The organism is Citrobacter sp. Cpo040, from assembly GCF_030332915.1.
GTDB lineage: Bacteria > Pseudomonadota > Gammaproteobacteria > Enterobacterales > Enterobacteriaceae > Citrobacter > Citrobacter portucalensis.
The window spans coordinates 1,655,382-1,674,369 of sequence record NZ_JAOWGX010000034.1; the positions used below are offsets into that span (position 1 = coordinate 1,655,382).

Below are 18,988 nucleotides of genomic sequence, written 5' to 3' on the forward strand. Positions count from 1 at the left end.
GGAAAAGCCGGATAGCGCTTCGCTTATCCGGCCTACAATTTAGATAATCCGGTTCTGTTTAAAGTCGCGCAGGAAACCGCCCCAGCGGCGTTCGTAGAACGGTGCGATATGCTCAGTGATAAAGTGGCTCACGCCCTTCTCACCCTTCTTCACCTGGCAGATATCAATAGGTTCATCGCCCGGCAGCGTATCGGTCGCGACGCTGCCAGCAGCGTGGATGATCTCTTCAATATCCCCTTCCGCTTCAATACCAATCAGCAGATTCGGCTGGGCTTCCGCGCTTTCTTTGATTGAGCAGAGAAACGCGCGTTTTACCGGCTTAATGGTTTTAAACAGCGTAGTCAGCGAGTCAATCATCTGCGCCGGAGGTTCAGCGACTTCAGAGAGGATCAGCGATTCACCGCCTTCCAGTACTTCCTGGGTGCTGAGCGGATTCCCCTCTTCCCCCATCAGCAGGCTGATTTCACGCGGCATAAATTCTTTGCCGGTCGGCAGTTTCGCGTTGAGAAAGAGCGTTTCGCCGAGCGTCATTTCAAATAACGTACGCACCGGCATAACGACAAATGCTTGCTCATCTTCCACCGCCTGCTGCAGGGCTTCCAGAGAAGTGAAGAACGGGATCACGGTCGTGCCGTCCTCTTTTTCCCAGTGCTGCAGGTCGAGAGCGCTGTCTTCAACCACCGCCTCGCCTTCTGCGGCAGTACCCGGCACCCAGACTGTGGATTCCAGTAAAGTACGGAAAAATGCCGGACGATGCGCAGGTTCTGTCGCCGCTTGTTCAAGCAATGTTTCTAATTCGTTTTTTGTTTCGGACATAAGTATCACAAATTGGATGAATACATGTAGGCCGGATAAGCGTAGCGCCATCCGGCAATACAGTAATAAATTATGCGGTCAGCAGATTCGCAATCGTGCGCACACCCAGACCGGTTGCGCCCGCAGACCACTGCTCAACCGGCGCTTTGCGATAGGTTGCGGAGCAGTCGATATGCAGCCAGCCCTGCTGGTAGTTTTCCACGAAATGGGACAGGAAGCCCGCCGCGGTGCTTGCGCCAGCCGGGTAAGCCGCGCTGCCGGTGTTATTCAGTTCGGCAAAGTTCGACGGCAACTGACTACGGTGGAACTCTGCCAGCGGCAGACGCCAGAACGGTTCGTTTTCTTGTACCGCACTTGCCAGCAGGCGAGCAGCCAGCTGATCATCAAAGCTAAACAGCGCGTGGTAATCGTTGCCCAGCGCGGTTTTCGCCGCACCGGTCAGCGTAGCTGCATCAATAATCAGCTCCGGTTTCTGCGCGCTGGCATCGATCAGGCCATCAGCCAGCACCAAGCGCCCTTCGGCATCGGTATTCATCACTTCAACTTTTTTACCGTTGCGATAGTGAATAATGTCGCCGAGCTTAAAGGCGTTACCGCTAATCAGGTTATCCGCACAGCACAGATACAGCTTCACGCGCTTGTTCAGACCACGGGTGATGGCAAATGCCAACGCGCCGGTGACCGTTGCCGCACCGCCCATGTCGGACTTCATTGAGTCCATAAATGCGCTTTGCTTGATGCTGTAACCGCCGGAGTCAAAGGTAATTCCCTTACCAACCAGACAAGCATAAACCGGGGCTTCTTTGTCGCCTGTTGGGTTGTAGTCCAGCGCCAGCAGCACTGGAGGACGTTCAGAGCCGCGCCCCACGGTATGCAGTCCCATGTAGTTCTGCTCGCGCAGATCTTCACCTTTGGTGATGCGGTAAGAGACGTTATCGCACGCGACGGAGCACAGCAGATCAACAGCGCGCTGCGCCAGCTGTTCCGGGCCAAGCTCTTCTGCCGGGGCGTTAATGGTATCGCGCACCCAGTCAATAATCTTCAGACGGCTATCCAGCTCTTTGCGCTGCGCTTCGTCCAGAGCGGCCCACTCAACTTTGCGGGTGCCTTTTGGTCCCTTGTAGCCCTGCCAGAACGCCCAGCTACGTTCGGTATCCCAGCCTTCACCGTCCAGTTGAACGTGTTTAATGCCCAGGCCGTCGATTTTACGCGCGGCACGCTGGATAAGGCCGAGGTCATCTTTTCCGTTCAGGTGCAGGGTAATGCCGTCATTATTAATGCTGTATGTCGCCTTTTCACCCCAGCGGGCATCGGCGGGTTGCGTGGAAAGCGTAATTTTCATGGCTTCTGTCATTTTATTTATCCTTATTTTCGCGCATACAGGAAAACGGGCCACCCGTGGGCAGCCCGTTGACTTATTCGGCTTCGTCCAGCCAGACCAGCAAAATGGCCTCAAGGATTTTTTCGTTCGATGCCTGCGGATCATCATCGAACTCTTCCAGGTCACAGATCCATTGATGCAGATCGGTGAAACGAACGGTCTTGGGATCGAGGTCGGGGAACGCGTCATACAGCGCCTCGCCGATCTCGCGGCTATCGGTCCACTTCAGTCCCATACTACCCTCTGTTAATGCTCACGCGCATGATTGATTGTGTAACGTGGGATTTCGACCACTAAATCGTCCTCGGTTACCCGTGCCTGACAGCTTAAACGGCTCTCCGGCTCCAGTCCCCAGGCTTTATCCAGCATGTCGTCTTCTTCTTCCGTGCTTTCCGGCAAAGAATCAAAACCTTCACGTACGATGCAGTGGCAGGTTGTGCAGGCACAGGATTTTTCACAGGCGTGTTCAATCTCGATACCGTTACGCAGGGCAACGTCAAGAATGGTTTCGCCGGTCTCAGCTTCCAGAACTGCGCCATCGGGACAGAGATCCTGATGAGGCAAAATAACAATCTTTGGCATATTAAACCTCGTCCACGGAATGGCCTTTCAGCGCGCTACGGACGGATTTGTCCATGCGGCGAGCGGCGAATTCCTGGGTTTGTTTGTCTACGTTTTTAATGGCTTGTTCTATCGCGTCAACATCGTCACCCTGTGCAACCTCGCTCAAGTGCGCGGCGGCGGTGTCGATAGCCTGACGTTCTGCGGCGCTTAACAGCGCGGCATCAGCGTTCAGCGCACCGGATAAACTCTCCAGTACGCGTGCCGCTTCGACTTTCTGTTCTGCCAGCATACGGGCTTTAACGTCCTGCTCGGCAAAACTCATCGAATCCTGAATCATGGAGGCGATTTCACTGTCGGTCAGACCATAGGACGGTTTAACCTGGATTGAGGACTCAACGCCGGTGGATTTCTCCATGGCGGTGACGCTCAGCAGCCCATCGGCATCCACCTGGAAGGTCACGCGGATGTGCGCACCGCCAGCCGGCAATGCCGGGATGCCGCGCAGCGCAAAACGCGCCAGTGAACGGCAGTCCTGCACCAGCTCACGCTCGCCCTGCATCACGTGAATGGACATCGCGGTTTGGCCATCTTTAAAGGTGGTAAAGTCCTGCGCACGCGCCACCGGGATAGTGGTATTACGCGGGATCACTTTCTCCACCAGACCGCCCATGGTTTCCAGTCCCAGAGACAGCGGGATAACGTCCAGCAGCAGCATTTCGCTGTCCGGTTTATTTCCGACCAGAATATCCGCCTGGATTGCCGCACCGATAGCGACCACTTTGTCCGGGTCAATAGAGGTCAGCGGCGTGCGGCCAAAAAATTCACCGACGCGTTCACGTACCAATGGCACGCGCGTTGAACCGCCAACCATCACCACTTCCAGCACATCTTGCGGCTCCACGCCCGCATCTTTCAGCGCGCGACGGCAGGCCAGCAGCGTACGCTTGACCAGTGCGGAAATGAGTTCATTAAAGGTTTCACGGGTGATTTCACCCTGCCATCCTGCCACGTTAACCGTTACAGAATCAGCGTCGCTAAGCGCGATTTTTGCTGCGATCGCGGCATCCAGCAGTTCGCGCTGTACGCGGTTATCGCTGCGATCGGCCACGCCCGCCTGCTCGCGAATGTAATCGGCCAGCAGATGGTCAAAATCGTCGCCGCCGAGCGCGGAATCACCGCCGGTCGCCAACACTTCAAACACGCCACGGCTCAGGCGCAGAATAGAAATATCAAACGTACCGCCGCCAAGATCGTAGACTGCGATCACGCCTTCCTGACCGGAGTCCAGACCGTACGCGATCGCCGCTGCGGTCGGTTCGTTCAGCAGACGCAATACGTGCAGGCCCGCCAGACGCGCGGCGTCTTTGGTCCCCTGACGCTGTGCATCGTCAAAGTAAGCCGGAACGGTGATTACCACGCCGTCCAGTTCGCCGGACAGCGATTCGGTAGCCCGCGCGGCCAGCGCTTTCAGAATATCAGCGGAGACGCGCACCGGATTAAGCAAACCGGCAGCGGTTTCAATCATCGGCAGACCGTTTTCGCTCGCCTGGAACGTATATGGCAGATGCGGGTAACGCGCCTGGATATCCGCCAGAGAGCGGCCCATCATGCGTTTTACCGAGCTAACGGTGTTTGCCGTATCCAACGCGGCATTGGCGCGGGCATCGTAACCGACAGAGTAGCCCTGCTGCTGATAGTGAACCACTGACGGCAACAGGTGGCGACCTTCATGGTCTGCCAGCGTTTCGGCCTGGCCGCTGCGTACGGTCGCAACCAGGGAGTTGGTAGTGCCTAAATCGATACCTACCGCCAGACGACGCTGGTGCGGCGCGGCGCTCAGACCAGGCTCACTAATTTGTAATAAGGCCATTTTCGCTTCCGGAAATTAAAAATCGAGCAGTTTTTCTTCGAGTTGTTCTGCACTGCTTCGCAGTTTATCGAGAAAACGCAGCTTACGCACGGTATCTGCCGCTGCGTCCCACGTCTCGCTATCCAGCTGTTCCACCATCAGTTGATGGCGAACGTTATACATTTCGCTGACGCGTTTCATAAACGCATCTAAACGTTGACTGTCTTTTGCCTGTTCAATCTCGTCCAGCTCTTCACGCAGCTCCAGTTGCTCCATCAGGAACGCGGTATCGCGCACCGTGTGCTGCTCGCTGCGGATATCAAAACCGTGTAAAGACAATAAGTATTCGGCGCGCATCAAAGGATGACGCAGCGTTTGCCAGGCCAGGTTGATAGTGGCGGACTGCGAAACCGCAGCAAGTTGTTCCGCCTGGGAACCGCTGGCGAATTTATCAGGATGATACTGACGTTGTAGATCCTGAAAACGTAGGCTCAGCGCCTGAGTATCGAGCTGATAACGGGCCGGTAAGCCAAAGAGGGTGAAGTAGTCCATAACATTCTCAGGGGTAGCCTGTTAGAACAAACCCCACACGTAGCGAAGCCACGGTGGGGTTTTCGGGTGACGCACGTTACACGTGGAAGCTTTCGCCGCATCCACATTCGTCTTTCACGTTCGGGTTAGTGAACTTAAACCCTTCGTTCAGACCTTCTTTGACGAAGTCTAACTGCGTACCGTCGAGGAATTGCAGGCTCTTACCGTCGATCACGACTTTTACGCCTTTGTCTTCAAACACGGTATCTTCAGCCGCCGGCTCGTCAACAAATTCCAGTACATAGGCCATACCTGAGCAGCCGGAGGTTCTCACGCCCAGACGCAGACCAAACCCTTTACCGCGGTTTGCCAGGAAGGTATTTACACGCGCTGCTGCACTGTCGCTTAAGGTAATCGACATAATAAAACCTCAACTCTTAATTATTTTGCTTCACGTTTGCTTTTGTAATCCGCAATCGCGGCTTTAATCGCGTCTTCAGCCAGAATAGAGCAGTGAATTTTCACCGGTGGCAGTTCAAGCTCGTCGGCGATATCGGTGTTTTTAATCGCCTGTGCTTCGTCCAGAGATTTCCCTTTTACCCATTCGGTAACCAGAGAGCTGGAAGCAATAGCAGAACCGCAGCCGTAAGTCTTGAAACGCGCGTCTTCAATGATACCCTCATTGTTGACTTTGATCTGCAACTTCATCACGTCGCCACAGGCCGGTGCACCGACCATGCCGCTGCCCACGTTCTCGTCGCTGTTGTCAAAAGAGCCCACGTTACGTGGATTCTCGTAATGATCGATAACTTTTTCGCTGTAAGCCATGTTGAATTCTCCTTATCGGTGCCGAATTAGTGATGTGACCATTCAATGCTGTTCAGATCCACACCCTGTTTGAACATTTCCCACAGTGGAGAAAGGTCGCGCAGACGGCCAATGGAGTTGCGAACCAGATTGATGGCATAGTCAATCTCTTCTTCGGTAGTGAAACGACCTAAAGAGAAACGAATTGAGCTGTGTGCCAGCTCGTCGGTCATCCCCAGCGCGCGCAGCACGTAGGATGGCTCCAGGCTTGCAGAAGTACATGCAGAACCGGAGGATACAGCCAGGTCTTTCAGCGCCATAATCAGCGACTCGCCTTCAACAAAGTTGAAGCTGACGTTGAGAATGTTCGGTGCGCCCTGCTCGAGGTCGCCGTTGAGGTACACCTCTTCCATATCTTTCACGCCGTTCCACAGACGGTTACGCAGACTGCGCAGGCGCGCCATCTCGGTTTCCATCTCTTCTTTAGCGATACGGTATGCTTCACCCATGCCGACGATCTGGTGCACAGGCAGCGTACCGGAACGCATACCGCGCTCGTGACCGCCGCCGTGCATCTGCGCTTCAATACGAATACGCGGTTTACGACGAACGTACAGCGCGCCGATACCTTTCGGACCATAGATTTTGTGGCCGGAGAAGGACATCAGGTCAACTTTCAGTTGGCTCAGATCGATAGGCAGTTTGCCCACGCTCTGGGTCGCATCAACGTGATAGATGATGCCGCGAGCACGGCACATTTCGCCGATAGTCGCGATATCCTGCACCACGCCGATTTCGTTGTTCACATGCATGATGGACACGAGGATGGTGTCGTCACGCATTGCCGCTTCAAGTTCTTTCAGGTCGATAATGCCGTTACGCTGCGGGGCGAGGTAGGTAACTTCAAACCCTTCACGCTCCAGCTGACGACAGGTATCCAGCACGGCTTTGTGTTCGGTTTTGCTGGTGATGATGTGCTTGCCTTTTTTCTGATAAAAGTTGGCTGCACCTTTAATCGCCAGGTTATCGGATTCAGTCGCACCGGAAGTAAATACGATTTCACGCGGGTCAGCGCCCACGAGGTCGGCAATCTGGTTACGGGCGATATCTACCGCCTCTTCAGCCTGCCAGCCGAAACGGTGTGAACGAGACGCTGGGTTACCAAAGTTTCCGTCCAGGGTCAGACACTGCATCATTTTCTCGGCAACACGCGGGTCCACCGGCGTGGTTGCGGAGTAATCGAGATAGATCGGTAATTTCATTGCTCTATAAACTCCGTACATCGCTTCAATGCAAGGAATCAGGCAACCGGCTGGATGTACGACCGAGTTAACGGGGTGTGTAGCACCCCGGCCTGATTCTAAAATACTTTTATTATGCGCGTAACTTAACGTCGATCGCGTCTTGAGCACGATTAGTGCGTGGAGCGTCATGGGTATGCTGGCGACCAGACACATCCAGGACTTCCTGATTATTTACCAGTTCGCCCAACGTAATGTTGTTGAGGAAACCGGTCAGACGATCGCTCAGATCGCGCCACAGCGCGTGGGTCAGGCATTTATCGCCGCCCTGACAACCGCCTTTGCCCTGGCAACGGGTCGCATCTACAGACTCGTCAACAGCGCTAATCACTTCACCTACTGCGATGCTGCCGGCATCTTTACCCAGCAGATACCCGCCGCCTGGTCCACGTACGCTGGAAACCAGACCGTTTTTACGCAAACGGGAAAACAGCTGCTCCAGATATGACAGGGAAATTCCCTGACGTTCAGAAATATCAGCCAACGGTACCGGGCCCGTTTCGGAGTTGAGCGCAACGTCCAACATTGCGGTCACGGCATAACGCCCTTTTGATGTCAGTCTCATGTCTTACTTAGCCTCAAACTCGCCCCTGCCCGGGGTTTTTTATTGTAAAATGGGGGTATTGCATAGCAGGGGCAAGTCTGACATTCCCGACTAAATCAGTCAACTATTTACTTGACTAATTTAGTCAGGTATTTAACCTTCAGTGCCATTTTCACTTGCCGGATGCGCTTCGCTTATCTGGCCTACGAATCGTGCGGCCTGTAGGCCGGATAAGCGAAGCGCATCCGGCATTAGTACAGTTACTTGCTTTTATTCTGCTGCTCGATTGAAGCTAAAATCCCGCGCAGGATGTTCAACTCCTGGCTTTCTGGACGCGCACGGGTAAACAGACGGCGCAGCTTATTCATCACCTGCCCCGGGTGCCCTTCACGGATAAACCCGGTTGACAGCAGCGTTTGCTCCAGATGACCGTAAAAACGCTCTAAATCATCGACCAGCGGATACTCTGCTTCTTCGTAATCTACGGTCTTGTCGCTTTCCTGCGTCGCCAGCCAGGCCATGCGCACTTCATAAGAGATGACCTGCACTGCCATCGCCAGGTTGAGCGAACTGTATTCCGGGTTCGCGGCAATGGCGACGTGATAATGGCACTTCTGCAGCTCTTCGTTGGTCAAACCAACACGTTCACGACCAAAGACCAGCGCCACCGGCGAGTTCGTCGCTTCAGAGACACTTTTTAAACCGCATTCACGCGGATCCAGCATCGGCCACGGCAGCGTGCGGGAACGCGCACTGGTGCCTACCACCAGGCTACAGCCCGCCAGCGCTTCATCGAGCGTATCGACGATCTGCGCGCTGCCGATCACATCACTGGCTCCCGCTGCCAGGGCGATGGCCTGGGAGTCCGGTTTAACCAGTGGATTTACCAGCCACAGATTGGTTAAACCCATGGTTTTCATTGCGCGGGCTACAGAGCCCATGTTGCCAGTGTGAGAGGTTTCCACCAGCACGATTCGAATATTTTGCAGCATTGTATTTCTTCGGCTAAAGATTATTCGGGCATATTATCATAAAACGAAGACATATTCCGAACTCGCTGCTATACTCTGCGCCGTTTTCCCGTTCTTTAACATCCAGTGAGAGAGACCGATGCATCCGATGCTGACCATCGCCGTGCGCGCAGCGCGCAAGGCGGGTAATGTAATTGCCAAACACTACGAAACCCCAGACTCTGTAGAAACCAGCCAGAAAGGCAGCAATGATTTCGTGACTAACGTCGATAAAGCCGCCGAAGCGATTATTATCGAAACGATTCGCAAATCTTACCCACAGCACACCATCATCACCGAAGAAAGCGGTGAACATGTTGGTGAAGATTTGGATGTTCAATGGGTTATCGATCCACTGGATGGCACCACCAACTTCGTAAAACGTCTGCCGCACTTCGCGGTATCCATCGCAGTACGCATCAAAGGCCGCACTGAAGTCGCCGTTGTTTACGATCCAATGCGTAACGAACTGTTCACCGCAACCCGTGGCCAGGGCGCACAGCTGAACGGCTACCGTCTGCGTGGCAGCACCGCCCGCGATCTGGATGGCACCATCATCGCCACCGGTTTCCCGTTCAAAGCCAAACAGCACGCCGCTTCTTACATGAAAATTCTTGGCAACATGTTTACTGAATGTGCGGACTTCCGCCGCACCGGTTCTGCTGCGCTGGATCTGGCCTACGTTGCCGCAGCCCGCGTTGACGGTTATTTCGAAATTGGCCTGCGCCCGTGGGATTTCGCCGCAGGTGAACTGATTGCCCGTGAAGCTGGCGCACTGGTTTGCGACTTTACCGGTGGTCATAACTACATGGCGACCGGCAACATCGTTGCAGGTAACCCGCGCGTAGTGAAAGCCATGCTGGCTAACATGCGTGATGAACTGAGCGATGCGCTGAAGCGTTAATCGTTTGATGCCGGATGGCGGCTAGCGCCTTATCCGGCCTACCAGGGAATTCCCCGTAGGCCTGATAAGCGAAGCGCCATCAGGCATTCATCCTACAACAGTGCTAAAACGGTCTTATCCCTCGCCCCACCGGCACCGCACTCATCCACATCACTACCGCAGCAGCGATCAGCACCGCACCACCGGCTAATGCCAGCGTCGTCCAGCCAATCTGTCGCCACAATACCGGCGCTTTATGCCCGCTAAGTTTCACCGCCAGCGAGCGGAAACTGTGTACCAGCAGAGCCAGTGACGTAATCGTCAAAGAGGTTCCTGCCGCCATCGCCAGCGCCGACGCCATACCCCAGCTAAACACGCCAACCACTTTGCTGAACAGTAAAACCATGATGGCCCCCGAGCACGGGCGCATCCCCATAGACAGCACGATCATCAACCGGGCACGCCAGTCATCACCACTTTGCAGCTGTTCAGGATCGGGCAAATGCTGATGCCCGCAGCCGCAACCCTCGTGATGCACATGATGCGGCGTGAAGGCAGTGAATTTTGGGCGGCGCAGCAGCTGGCGCAATTTCTTCAGCGCACGGACGCACAATAAAACGCCCAACACGCCAACCAGCGCATAACTCCCTTTCTCCAGCCAGAAACTACTCATATGTAGCTGTCGTGCAGGCAACTGCAAGATGGTAAGCACCACAACCACCAGTCCGATAGCGAACAGCCCCTGTAATAAAGATGAGGCTAGCGTCAGGCCAATACTCGACTTCAGCTTCGAGGGGTGCGTTGCCAGCCAGGTGGTAATAACGACTTTTCCATGTCCCGGCCCCAGCGCGTGCAGAACGCCGTAGAGAAAACTAAATAGCAGCAGCGATCCCCCGGCCTGGGCCGGCCTGGCAGCAACCGCTTTCAGCAACCCGCTCATCTGTTGGTTAACGTCGCGCTGCCAGACGACACTTTTCATCATCACCTGCGGCCAGGCCTGCCATAGCCACAGTATGCCGCCTGCCGCCAACAGCAAAAAGACACCCAGCGGCCATAGCGTCAGCCAGCGACGTCTGGCTGCACGTTGTTGATACACTACTGACATTGCAGCGTTACCGTCTGTGCAAACTGTTTACCCAACTCCATATCCTCCGGCGGTGCGTCTTCTTTATCCAGCGACTGCGCAAAGCTCAACGTTTGTTCATTCGGCGTCGGCGTATGTACTGAAATCCGGCATTTTTGGCTTATGGACTGCCCCAGCCTGGCGTCGCTATCTTTGTCATAGCTCATATCAACGTAGTAGGTCGGGTCGAAGGTTGAAATGGTATATTTTTGACCACTCAGCGGCTGAGCTTCGGCCAGCGGCAAAACGAACGTCAGCACTGCCTGGTGTTCCTCCCGCGCCATGCCATATTCCGTCGGCCTGTTTTTAAACTTTACCTTTTTCCCGTCGTGCCACACTTCGGTGAAATAGTGCTGCCCGAGAACGTTGGCCATCACTTCCGCCGCCAGTTTCTTCCAGATCTCATCACCAGGTTTGGCATTCCCCGCATCGTAAAGCAGATCCGCCGAGGTAATTTCATCCATCGTCCAGCGCATTTTCAGCGCGACGAACTGGTCATTCTCGCTCACTATCTCAGTTTTCAGATGGATAAAGCTGTGGGGATGCGCGCCTGCGCCAAAGGACAGGACAGCGAGAAACAACGTGATAATGATACGTTTAACGCCTTGCATGAGTTCTCCACGATGAAAATCTACACCGCCACAAATAATGATGCCTGGTTTGGCGAAAGTGTGCTGAGGATACCATTGAACGAAAAAATAATGAGCACCCTTTTCCGGTATCGATTCAGTTCTCAATTTCGATAATTTCTTCTTCGGGAAATTCCCCTCAAACACCTTTTCGGCGTCAAAACTTAAGCCAAATGATAACGATATGTTAATTAATGGTTTCATTTTAATATTTAATTAACACTTAATTTAAACGACTGAATGTAAAACCATGCAAATTTAACTAATTATTAACCATTTTATTTCCATAAATTCACAACAATGGGCTTAGATCACATTCGCAAAACTTATGATTCATTCCCTCTTCCATTCATTGTTAACTTCACGCCGTGACATGTCCTGCCCCCTACGAAAGGTACAACTATGAAATTCAAACTCGCATTACTCAGTGCAACCCTGGTTTCTGCATGCATGTTGTCCGGCACGTCCTTTGCGGCGGAAAAATATGAAATTGCTGTGGTTGCCAAAGTCACCGGGATCCCATGGTTTAACCGGATGGAAACCGGCGTAAATGAAGCAGCAAAAAAACTGGATGTGAATGCTTACCAGACCGGACCTTCAACGCCGGACCCGGCGCAGCAGGTGAAAGTGATTGAGGATCTGATCGCCAAAAACGTTAATGCGATCATCGTGGTGCCGAATGATGCCAAGGTCCTTGAGCCGGTACTGAAAAAAGCGCGCGATAAAGGCATCGTGGTGCTGACGCACGAATCCCCGGATGAGCAAATTGGCCAATGGGATATCGAAACCATCGACAGTGAAAAATACGCACAGGCCAACGTCGATGAGTTAGCGAAAAATATGGGCGGCAAAGGCGGATATGCCATCTATGTTGGTTCGCTGACGGTCCCACTGCATAACGCGTGGGCGGATTATGCAATTAAGTACCAGAAAGAAAAATATCCGGAAATGTTCGAAGTCACTTCACGTCTGCCGGTCGCGGAAAGCATCGATAAATCCTACGCCACAACGCTGGATCTGATGAAAACCTACCCGCAGATGAAGGGCATTATCGGCTTCGGCTCACTGGGTCCAATCGGTGCGGGTCAGGCTGTGCAGAAAAAACGCGCCAAAGATAAGATCGCCGTCGTCGGGATCGCCATGCCAGCGCAGGCTGCACCTTACCTGATGCGCGGTGATATCAAAAAAGCGCTGCTGTGGGATCCAAAAGACGCGGGCTACGCGCTGGTCACTGTTGCCGATCAGCTGTTGCAGGGCAAAGAAGTGAACGCCGATCTGAGTATCGATGGTTTAGGGAAAGCCGATATCGACACGGAGAAGAAAGTGATCCGCTTTAACAAGATCCTCGAAGTCACCAAAGACAACGCACAATCACTTGATTTCTAAGGCTTTAGCCAACACCAGGGAACCTTAACGCCGACCGCCTGGTCGGCGCTATCAACCAAACTAACACTCAGCGTCCCCCCGGACGCGCGCAGGGGTATTGTCCATGGCAGACACCACCGCATTTATCACTCTTGAGAATATCAGCAAACAATTCCCGGGCGTGCTGGCGCTGGATAACGTGAATCTGACGCTGAGAAAAGGCGAAGTTCACTGTCTGGCGGGTCAAAACGGCTGTGGTAAAAGTACCATTATTAAAGTGATCTCCGGGGTTTATCACCCAGAAAAAGGCGCGCAGATTTTACTTGATGGCAAATTGTTCCATCACCTGACGCCGCAGCTCTCTTCGCATTATGGCATTCAGGTTATTTATCAGGACCTGTCATTGTTCCCCAACTTTAGCGTCGCAGAAAATATCGCGGTCAACCGCTATCTGCCGGGTGGTGATATCTGGGTGCGTCGTGGTGCCATGAAGCAGCAGGCGCTGGCAGCCATGAAACGTATTGGGGTGAATATCGATCCCGATAAAAAAGTTGAAAAACTCTCAATTGCTGATCGACAGCTGGTCGCCATTTGCCGGGCGATTGCCGCCGATGCGCGTCTGGTGATTATGGACGAGCCCACCGCCTCGCTAACCCGCCAGGAGGTTAATGGCCTGCTGCGAGTAGTTAATGAACTGAAAGCGGCCGGAATTTGCGTCGTGTTTGTCAGCCATCGTCTGGATGAGGTGATGGAAGTGGCTGACCGCATCAGCGTAATGCGCGACGGCAAACTGGTGGGCACATACCCTGCCAGCGAACTCGACAGCCACGAGCTGGCCTTCCTGATGACCGGACAACGCTTCCACTACAGCCCGTTGCCGGAAAGGCCCGCGATTGAGCAAGAGCCGCTGCTTGAGCTGCGCAATCTGAGCCGCAGAGGCAAATACCAAAACATTAATCTGTCGCTGCACGGCGGCGAGATCGTCTCCATTGTTGGTCTGCTGGGTGCCGGGCGCACTGAGCTTTGTCTGAGCCTGTTTGGTATGACGCACCCGGAAAGTGGCGAGATTCGCATTAACGGTCAGCCAGTTACTCTGCGCAATAACCATGACGCCATCCAACACGGGATCGGCTATGTCTCAGAAGATCGCCTGACGCAGGGGCTGATCATGGAGCAGTCGATCTACGACAACACCATCGTCACGGTGTTTGATCAACTGCACACCGGTAGCGGCCTGCTCGATCACCGTAAAGCGCAAAAGTTGGTCGCCGATTTGATCCGCGAGTTGAACATTAAAGTCTCCGATCCGCACCTGCCGGTCAAAACCCTTTCCGGCGGTAATGCCCAGCGTATCGCCATTGCCAAATGGGTGGCGACCAATCCCCGCATCCTGATCCTCGACTCGCCTACCGTTGGCGTGGATATCGCCAACAAAGAGGGCATTTACCAGATAGCCCGCGATTTAGCGGGACAGGGTATGGCGGTGCTGATGATTTGCGATGAAATCCCGGAAGCGTATTACAACAGCCACCGCGTGCTGGTAATGCGTCGCGGCAAGCTGGTGGCGGAATTTAATCCTCATCAATGCCGTGAAGAGGAGATTGCTGAAGTGGTCGAGGTAATCAATGAATAAGATGCATCTCTCCCGTTTAATCGGGCAACATGAGTTCTGGCTGGGCCTGCTGGTTGTAGCCCTTGCCGTTGGGCTGAGCATCAGCACCGACGAGTTCTTGTCTTTGGGGAACCTGACGGATGTGGCCACCAGCTACGCGATTCTCGGCATACTGGCCTGTGGGCTGTTTGTGGTGCTGATTTCCGGCGGGATCGACATCTCATTTCCGGCGATGACCGCGATAGCCCAGTATGCAATGGCCAGTTGGGTTATCGGTCACGGCGGTAACTTCGCGCTGGCGTTAATCATCGCCATTGCGGTGGGGCTGCTGCTTGGGCTGATCAACGGTTTTCTGGTCTATTGGCTACGCGTTCCGGCAATCATCATTACCATCGCCACGCTGAACGTCTACTACGGTCTGCTGGTTTACGCCACCAAAGGCACCTGGCTGTACGGCTTCCCGGACTGGTTTATGAACGGCATTAACTGGTTCTCGTTCACCGCGGCGGATGGCTACGACTACGGTTTGACCCTGCCCCTGCTGTGCCTGGCGGCGGTGATCATCTTTACCGCCGTGCTGATGAACTATACCCGTCTTGGCCGTCAGGTTTACGCCATGGGCGGCAACCGCGACGCGGCCTCGCGCCTGGGGCTGAATCTGCTGAAGCTGCATTTTTACGTCTATGGTTACATGGGCATTCTGGCAGGCGTTGCCGCCGTGGTTCAGGCGCAAATCACCCAGTCTGTTGCGCCCAATTCGCTGCTCGGCTTTGAGCTGACGGTGCTGGCGGCGGTAGTACTCGGCGGAACCAGCATGAGCGGCGGGCGCGGTACGTTGACCGGAACCCTGCTTGGCGTGATTCTGCTGGCCTTCTTACAAAATGGCCTGACGCTGCTCAGCGTCTCCTCTTACTGGCACACCGTGTTCAGCGGCGCCATTATCCTGGTCAGCATTAGCGCCACGGCCTGGAACGAAAAACGCAAACTGGCAAGGGAGCTTTGAGATGAAAACAATCGCCAGATTTTTACCCGGTGATGCCATCATTCGCCTGCAATGCGTGATTATTGTGGTCGTTGCCCTGGTCTTCTCGGCCCTGCTCGGCAGCCGTTTCTTCAGCGTCGCTAACTTCCAGTCGATTGGCTCACAGCTACCAATCCTCGGCATGCTGGCCCTCGGGATGGGCATGACCATGCTGACCGGCGGCATTAACTTGTCGATTATTGCCGGGGCGAACGCATGCTCGCTGGTGATGGCGGCGATTATCGTCACCCATCCGGATAACCCGCTGTTTCTGGTGCTGGCACTGCTGGCAGGCGCTGCCGTGGCGGTGGCTATCGGCACGCTCAACGGTGCGCTGATTGCCTGGGTCGGGGTCTCGCCTATTCTCGCCACGCTCGGCACGATGACGCTTATCTCCGGGCTGAATATTCTGCTTTCCAACGGGACGGTGATTTCCGGTTTCCCGACCGCCATTCAGTACCTTGGTAACGCCACGATTGCCGGTATTCCGGTGGCGCTACTGCTCTTTTTCCTGGTGGCAATCCTGCTGTGGGTACTGCTGGAACACACCACGCTTGGGCGTAGCCTGTATCTCGTTGGTTCCAATGAACAGGCTACCCGCTACAGCGGCGTAAATACCGTACGGGTACAAATTTCGGTGTACGTGATTTCTGCCCTGCTCGGCTGGGTCGCCGCCATTTTGATGATGGCGAAATTCAACTCAGCTAAAGCCGGATACGGTGAATCCTACCTGCTGGTCACCATCCTTGCCTCCGTCCTCGGCGGTATCAACCCGGATGGCGGCTTCGGGCGCATTATCGGCCTGGTGCTGGCACTGATTGTGCTGCAAATGCTGGAAAGCGGCCTTAACTTGCTGGGGGTCAGCAGCTATCTGACGATGGCGCTGTGGGGCGCGGTGCTGATCCTCTTTATCGCATTACAGAATCGTAAAGCCTGATTTCAGGAGAAAAAATTATGGCAAGTTACTTTATTGGTGTGGATGTCGGAACCGGAAGCGCCCGTGCTGGCGTGTTTGATCTCAACGGCAGAATGGTCGGTCAGGCCAGCCGGGCCATCGAGATTTACCGCCCGCAGGCCGATTTTGTTGAGCAGTCTTCCGATAACATCTGGCAGGCGGTGTGTAACGCGGTTCGCGATGCGATTAACCAGTCGGATATCAACCCTATCCAGGTGAAAGGTCTCGGCTTTGACGCGACCTGTTCACTAGTGGTGCTGGACAAAGAAGGTAAACCGCTGACCATTAGCCCGTCCGGGCGCAGCGAACAGAACATCATTGTGTGGATGGATCACCGCGCCATTACTCAGGCCGAGCGCATCAACGCCCTGCATCATCGGGTGCTGGACTACGTTGGCGGCATTATCTCCCCGGAAATGCAGACGCCAAAACTGCTATGGCTGAAGCAACATATGCCCAACACCTGGGCCAATGCGGGATACTACTTTGACCTGCCCGATTTCCTGACCTGGCGCGCAACGGGCGATGACACGCGCTCATTGTGTTCGACGGTGTGTAAATGGACCTATATGGGCCATGAAGACAAATGGGATGCCAGCTATTTCCGCCAGATTGGGCTGGAAGATTTGCTGGAGCATGATGCTGCCAAAATTGGTCGCTACGTGAAAACCATGGGCGAACCGCTCGGTCACGGGCTATCCGCGCGCGCCGCCAGCGAAATGGGGCTGATTCCGGGGACCGCTGTCAGCGTCTCGATCATCGATGCCCACGCCGGTACCCTCGGCACGCTCGGGGCAAGCGGTGTTTCCGGCGAGGTGGCGGATTTTGACCGTCGTATCGCGCTGATTGGCGGCACTTCCACTGGACACATGGCGATTTCCAAAGAGCCGCGTTTTATCGGCGGCGTCTGGGGTCCTTACTACTCAGCCGTGCTGCCAGAATACTGGCTTAACGAAGGTGGACAGTCGGCAACCGGGGCGTTAATCGACCACGTTATTCAGTCGCATCCTTGCTACGAAACCCTGCTGGCGCAGGCTAAATCTCAGGGGCAGACCATTTACGAAGTGCTGAATGCGCTGTTGCGTAAAATGGCCGGTGAACCGGAAGATATCGCATTTTTAACCCGCGATATGCACATCCTGCCCTATTTCCACGGCAATCGCTCGCCGCGCGCTAACCCAACGCTCACGGGCGCCATCACCGGACTGAAACTGTCACGTACGCCGGAAGATATGGCGCTACAGTACCTTGCGACCATCCAGGCCATTGCGCTGGGAACCCGCCATATCATTGAAACGATGAATCAAAGCGGCTACACCATCGATACGATAATGGCCAGCGGCGGCGGGACGAAAAACCCAATCTTCGTTCAGGAACATGCCAACGCCACCGGCTGCGCGATGCTGCTGCCTGAAGAGAGCGAAGCCATGCTGCTGGGTGGTGCTATGATGGGAACTATCGCCGCGGGCGTATTCGAAACATTCCCGGAAGCGATGTCGGCGATGAGTCGGATTGGTAAAACAGTTACCCCGCAAACAAATCGCATTAAGCAGTATTACGATCGCAAATATCGGGTATTCCACGAGATGTATCAGGATCATATGAAATACCGCCAGTTGATGCAGGAGGACGCATGAGCGACTCCTGGTCTCAGGCCACCGGCGTATTTCAGCTCTATAGCGATGCCCTGGCGGGTCTGGGGCAGCATCTGACTGAACCGCTCTGGCAGTCTCTGATGGCGGAGCTGCGCGGCTGTCAGGGGAAAATCGTCGTCACCGGCGTCGGTACCTCCGGCATCGCAGCGCGTAAAGTGGCGCATATGCTTGCGTGCGTGGAACGCCCAGCGATCTACCTCAACGCGACGGACGCGGCGCATGGCGATCTCGGTTTTTTACGCGCCAACGACCTGGTGATTATGCTGTCGCGTGGGGGGAATTCGGACGAACTCACCCGGCTGCTGCCCGGACTGACTGCGCGAAATGTGTCGATTCTGAGCGTGACTGAAAACGCCGACTCAGCCATTGCTAAAGCGTCGAGGCTGGTGATTTCCACCGGCGTCCAGCGTGAGGCCGACCCGCTGAACATGTTGGCCACCACATCAATTTTACTGGTGCTGGCTATCTTTGACGCCGCCTGCGCCTGCCTGATGAGTGAAAGCGGCTACTCAAAGGAGACGCTGCTGGCGGTGCATCCCGGCGGCGATGTGGGATTAACGCTGAGTCGTGGTAAGTAACGCCAGACAGCTGTTTCGGAGGTAATGAATCTGTTGCCTCCGGTATATTGCTACGTTCACCTTATGTTTTTCACTTCTCTGAAACGATACTGCCTGTGAACGTGTTAAGGGTACTATCGCCGTACCCTTAACAATCCCGCCGGGAGCCTGGGATGCAAGGGAGGCGGCGGTGAGCCTCCCTTGCACGTTCACGGGTATCTATGATTCAGAGAAGTGATAACGCTGGGGTGAACGGAACCCCATAGCGGAATAAAATATTCTCCATCATGTTTAACATGACATGCAGTACATCTCTGGCATATCTAAACAAAAGATAAAACAGTGAAAAAGCGGATTAACGCGCTGCGTTCCACTACCGCTATCT

20 protein-coding genes are annotated in these 18,988 nt (G+C 54.5%); 7 read left to right on the forward strand and 13 right to left on the reverse strand.

The window, feature by feature from the left end:
* Positions 1 to 39: 39 nt before the first annotated feature.
* The 11 genes from sseB to trmJ all read right to left on the reverse strand — a co-directional run bounded on the left by sseB (position 40) and on the right by trmJ (position 8,785).
* Positions 40 to 816 carry an enhanced serine sensitivity protein SseB gene (gene sseB, locus OGX86_RS12625; protein ID WP_016157136.1) on the reverse strand — a complete coding sequence of 259 codons (777 nt, stop codon included), beginning with the start codon at positions 814 to 816 and terminating at the stop codon, positions 40 to 42.
* A gap of 70 nt (positions 817 to 886) precedes the next feature.
* Entirely contained in the window at positions 887 to 2,170 is a 1,284-nt protein-coding gene (pepB, locus tag OGX86_RS12630; RefSeq protein ID WP_286640149.1) for an aminopeptidase PepB, read from the reverse strand.
* 61 nt (positions 2,171 to 2,231) lie between these two features.
* A complete protein-coding gene (gene iscX / locus OGX86_RS12635; RefSeq protein ID WP_003037694.1) occupies positions 2,232 to 2,432 on the reverse strand; it encodes a Fe-S cluster assembly protein IscX in 201 nt (66 codons plus the stop codon).
* Positions 2,433 to 2,443: 11 nt separating this feature from the next.
* Positions 2,444 to 2,779, reverse strand: coding sequence for an ISC system 2Fe-2S type ferredoxin (gene fdx, locus OGX86_RS12640; RefSeq protein WP_003037690.1), 336 nt, complete (start codon positions 2,777 to 2,779; stop codon positions 2,444 to 2,446).
* Between the two features lies 1 nt (position 2,780).
* The gene (hscA, locus tag OGX86_RS12645; RefSeq protein WP_003838439.1) at positions 2,781 to 4,631 is read right to left on the reverse strand and encodes a Fe-S protein assembly chaperone HscA; all 1,851 of its coding nucleotides are present in this window, start codon (positions 4,629 to 4,631) and stop codon (positions 2,781 to 2,783) included.
* Between the two features lie 15 nt (positions 4,632 to 4,646).
* Positions 4,647 to 5,162 carry a co-chaperone HscB gene (gene hscB, locus OGX86_RS12650; RefSeq protein ID WP_071692600.1) on the reverse strand — a complete coding sequence of 172 codons (516 nt, stop codon included), beginning with the start codon at positions 5,160 to 5,162 and terminating at the stop codon, positions 4,647 to 4,649.
* A gap of 76 nt (positions 5,163 to 5,238) precedes the next feature.
* A complete protein-coding gene (gene iscA / locus OGX86_RS12655; RefSeq protein WP_003835203.1) occupies positions 5,239 to 5,562 on the reverse strand; it encodes an iron-sulfur cluster assembly protein IscA in 324 nt (107 codons plus the stop codon).
* A 20-nt stretch (positions 5,563 to 5,582) separates the two neighbouring features.
* Complete coding sequence (gene iscU, locus OGX86_RS12660; protein WP_002913991.1) at positions 5,583 to 5,969, reverse strand: Fe-S cluster assembly scaffold IscU; 387 nt, start codon at positions 5,967 to 5,969, stop codon at positions 5,583 to 5,585.
* A gap of 26 nt (positions 5,970 to 5,995) precedes the next feature.
* Entirely contained in the window at positions 5,996 to 7,210 is a 1,215-nt protein-coding gene (gene iscS / locus OGX86_RS12665) for a cysteine desulfurase (protein ID WP_003835233.1), read from the reverse strand.
* Positions 7,211 to 7,322: 112 nt separating this feature from the next.
* Entirely contained in the window at positions 7,323 to 7,814 is a 492-nt protein-coding gene (iscR, locus tag OGX86_RS12670) for a Fe-S cluster assembly transcriptional regulator IscR (RefSeq protein WP_003037674.1), read from the reverse strand.
* 239 nt (positions 7,815 to 8,053) lie between these two features.
* On the reverse strand, positions 8,054 to 8,785 hold the full coding sequence (gene trmJ, locus OGX86_RS12675) for a tRNA (cytosine(32)/uridine(32)-2'-O)-methyltransferase TrmJ (RefSeq protein WP_003835235.1): 732 nt from the start codon (positions 8,783 to 8,785) through the stop codon (positions 8,054 to 8,056).
* Positions 8,786 to 8,903: 118 nt separating this feature from the next.
* Between trmJ and suhB the strand changes: the two genes are divergently transcribed.
* Positions 8,904 to 9,707 carry an inositol-1-monophosphatase gene (gene suhB / locus OGX86_RS12680; protein ID WP_003835237.1) on the forward strand — a complete coding sequence of 268 codons (804 nt, stop codon included), beginning with the start codon at positions 8,904 to 8,906 and terminating at the stop codon, positions 9,705 to 9,707.
* A gap of 103 nt (positions 9,708 to 9,810) precedes the next feature.
* Here the strand turns inward: suhB and OGX86_RS12685 are convergent, their stop codons facing one another.
* Positions 9,811 to 10,791 carry a nickel/cobalt transporter gene (locus OGX86_RS12685; protein WP_128316398.1) on the reverse strand — a complete coding sequence of 327 codons (981 nt, stop codon included), beginning with the start codon at positions 10,789 to 10,791 and terminating at the stop codon, positions 9,811 to 9,813.
* Positions 10,782 to 11,420: a DUF1007 family protein gene (locus OGX86_RS12690; protein ID WP_048225041.1), complete on the reverse strand. Its 639-nt coding sequence runs from the start codon at positions 11,418 to 11,420 to the stop codon at positions 10,782 to 10,784. Before OGX86_RS12690 ends, OGX86_RS12685 begins: the two co-directional genes overlap by 10 nt.
* Positions 11,421 to 11,840: 420 nt before the next feature.
* Here OGX86_RS12690 and OGX86_RS12695 point away from each other — a divergent pair, with 420 nt between their 5' ends.
* From OGX86_RS12695 to OGX86_RS12720, 6 genes are all read left to right on the forward strand, one after another.
* Entirely contained in the window at positions 11,841 to 12,824 is a 984-nt protein-coding gene (locus OGX86_RS12695; protein ID WP_286640152.1) for an autoinducer 2 ABC transporter substrate-binding protein, read from the forward strand.
* Positions 12,825 to 12,927: 103 nt separating this feature from the next.
* Positions 12,928 to 14,436: a sugar ABC transporter ATP-binding protein gene (locus tag OGX86_RS12700; RefSeq protein WP_128316399.1), complete on the forward strand. Its 1,509-nt coding sequence runs from the start codon at positions 12,928 to 12,930 to the stop codon at positions 14,434 to 14,436.
* Positions 14,429 to 15,418: an ABC transporter permease gene (locus OGX86_RS12705; protein ID WP_286640153.1), complete on the forward strand. Its 990-nt coding sequence runs from the start codon at positions 14,429 to 14,431 to the stop codon at positions 15,416 to 15,418. Before OGX86_RS12700 ends, OGX86_RS12705 begins: the two co-directional genes overlap by 8 nt.
* A gap of 1 nt (position 15,419) precedes the next feature.
* Positions 15,420 to 16,373 (forward strand): ABC transporter permease, encoded by a 954-nt coding sequence (locus OGX86_RS12710; protein ID WP_003037658.1) that lies wholly within the window; start codon positions 15,420 to 15,422, stop codon positions 16,371 to 16,373.
* A 17-nt stretch (positions 16,374 to 16,390) separates the two neighbouring features.
* Positions 16,391 to 18,028, forward strand: coding sequence for an FGGY-family carbohydrate kinase (locus OGX86_RS12715; RefSeq protein ID WP_008785469.1), 1,638 nt, complete (start codon positions 16,391 to 16,393; stop codon positions 18,026 to 18,028).
* Complete coding sequence (locus tag OGX86_RS12720; protein ID WP_048225048.1) at positions 18,025 to 18,624, forward strand: KpsF/GutQ family sugar-phosphate isomerase; 600 nt, start codon at positions 18,025 to 18,027, stop codon at positions 18,622 to 18,624. The genes OGX86_RS12715 and OGX86_RS12720 overlap by 4 nt, the downstream gene beginning before the upstream one ends.
* The last annotated feature ends 364 nt before the right edge of the window (positions 18,625 to 18,988 follow it).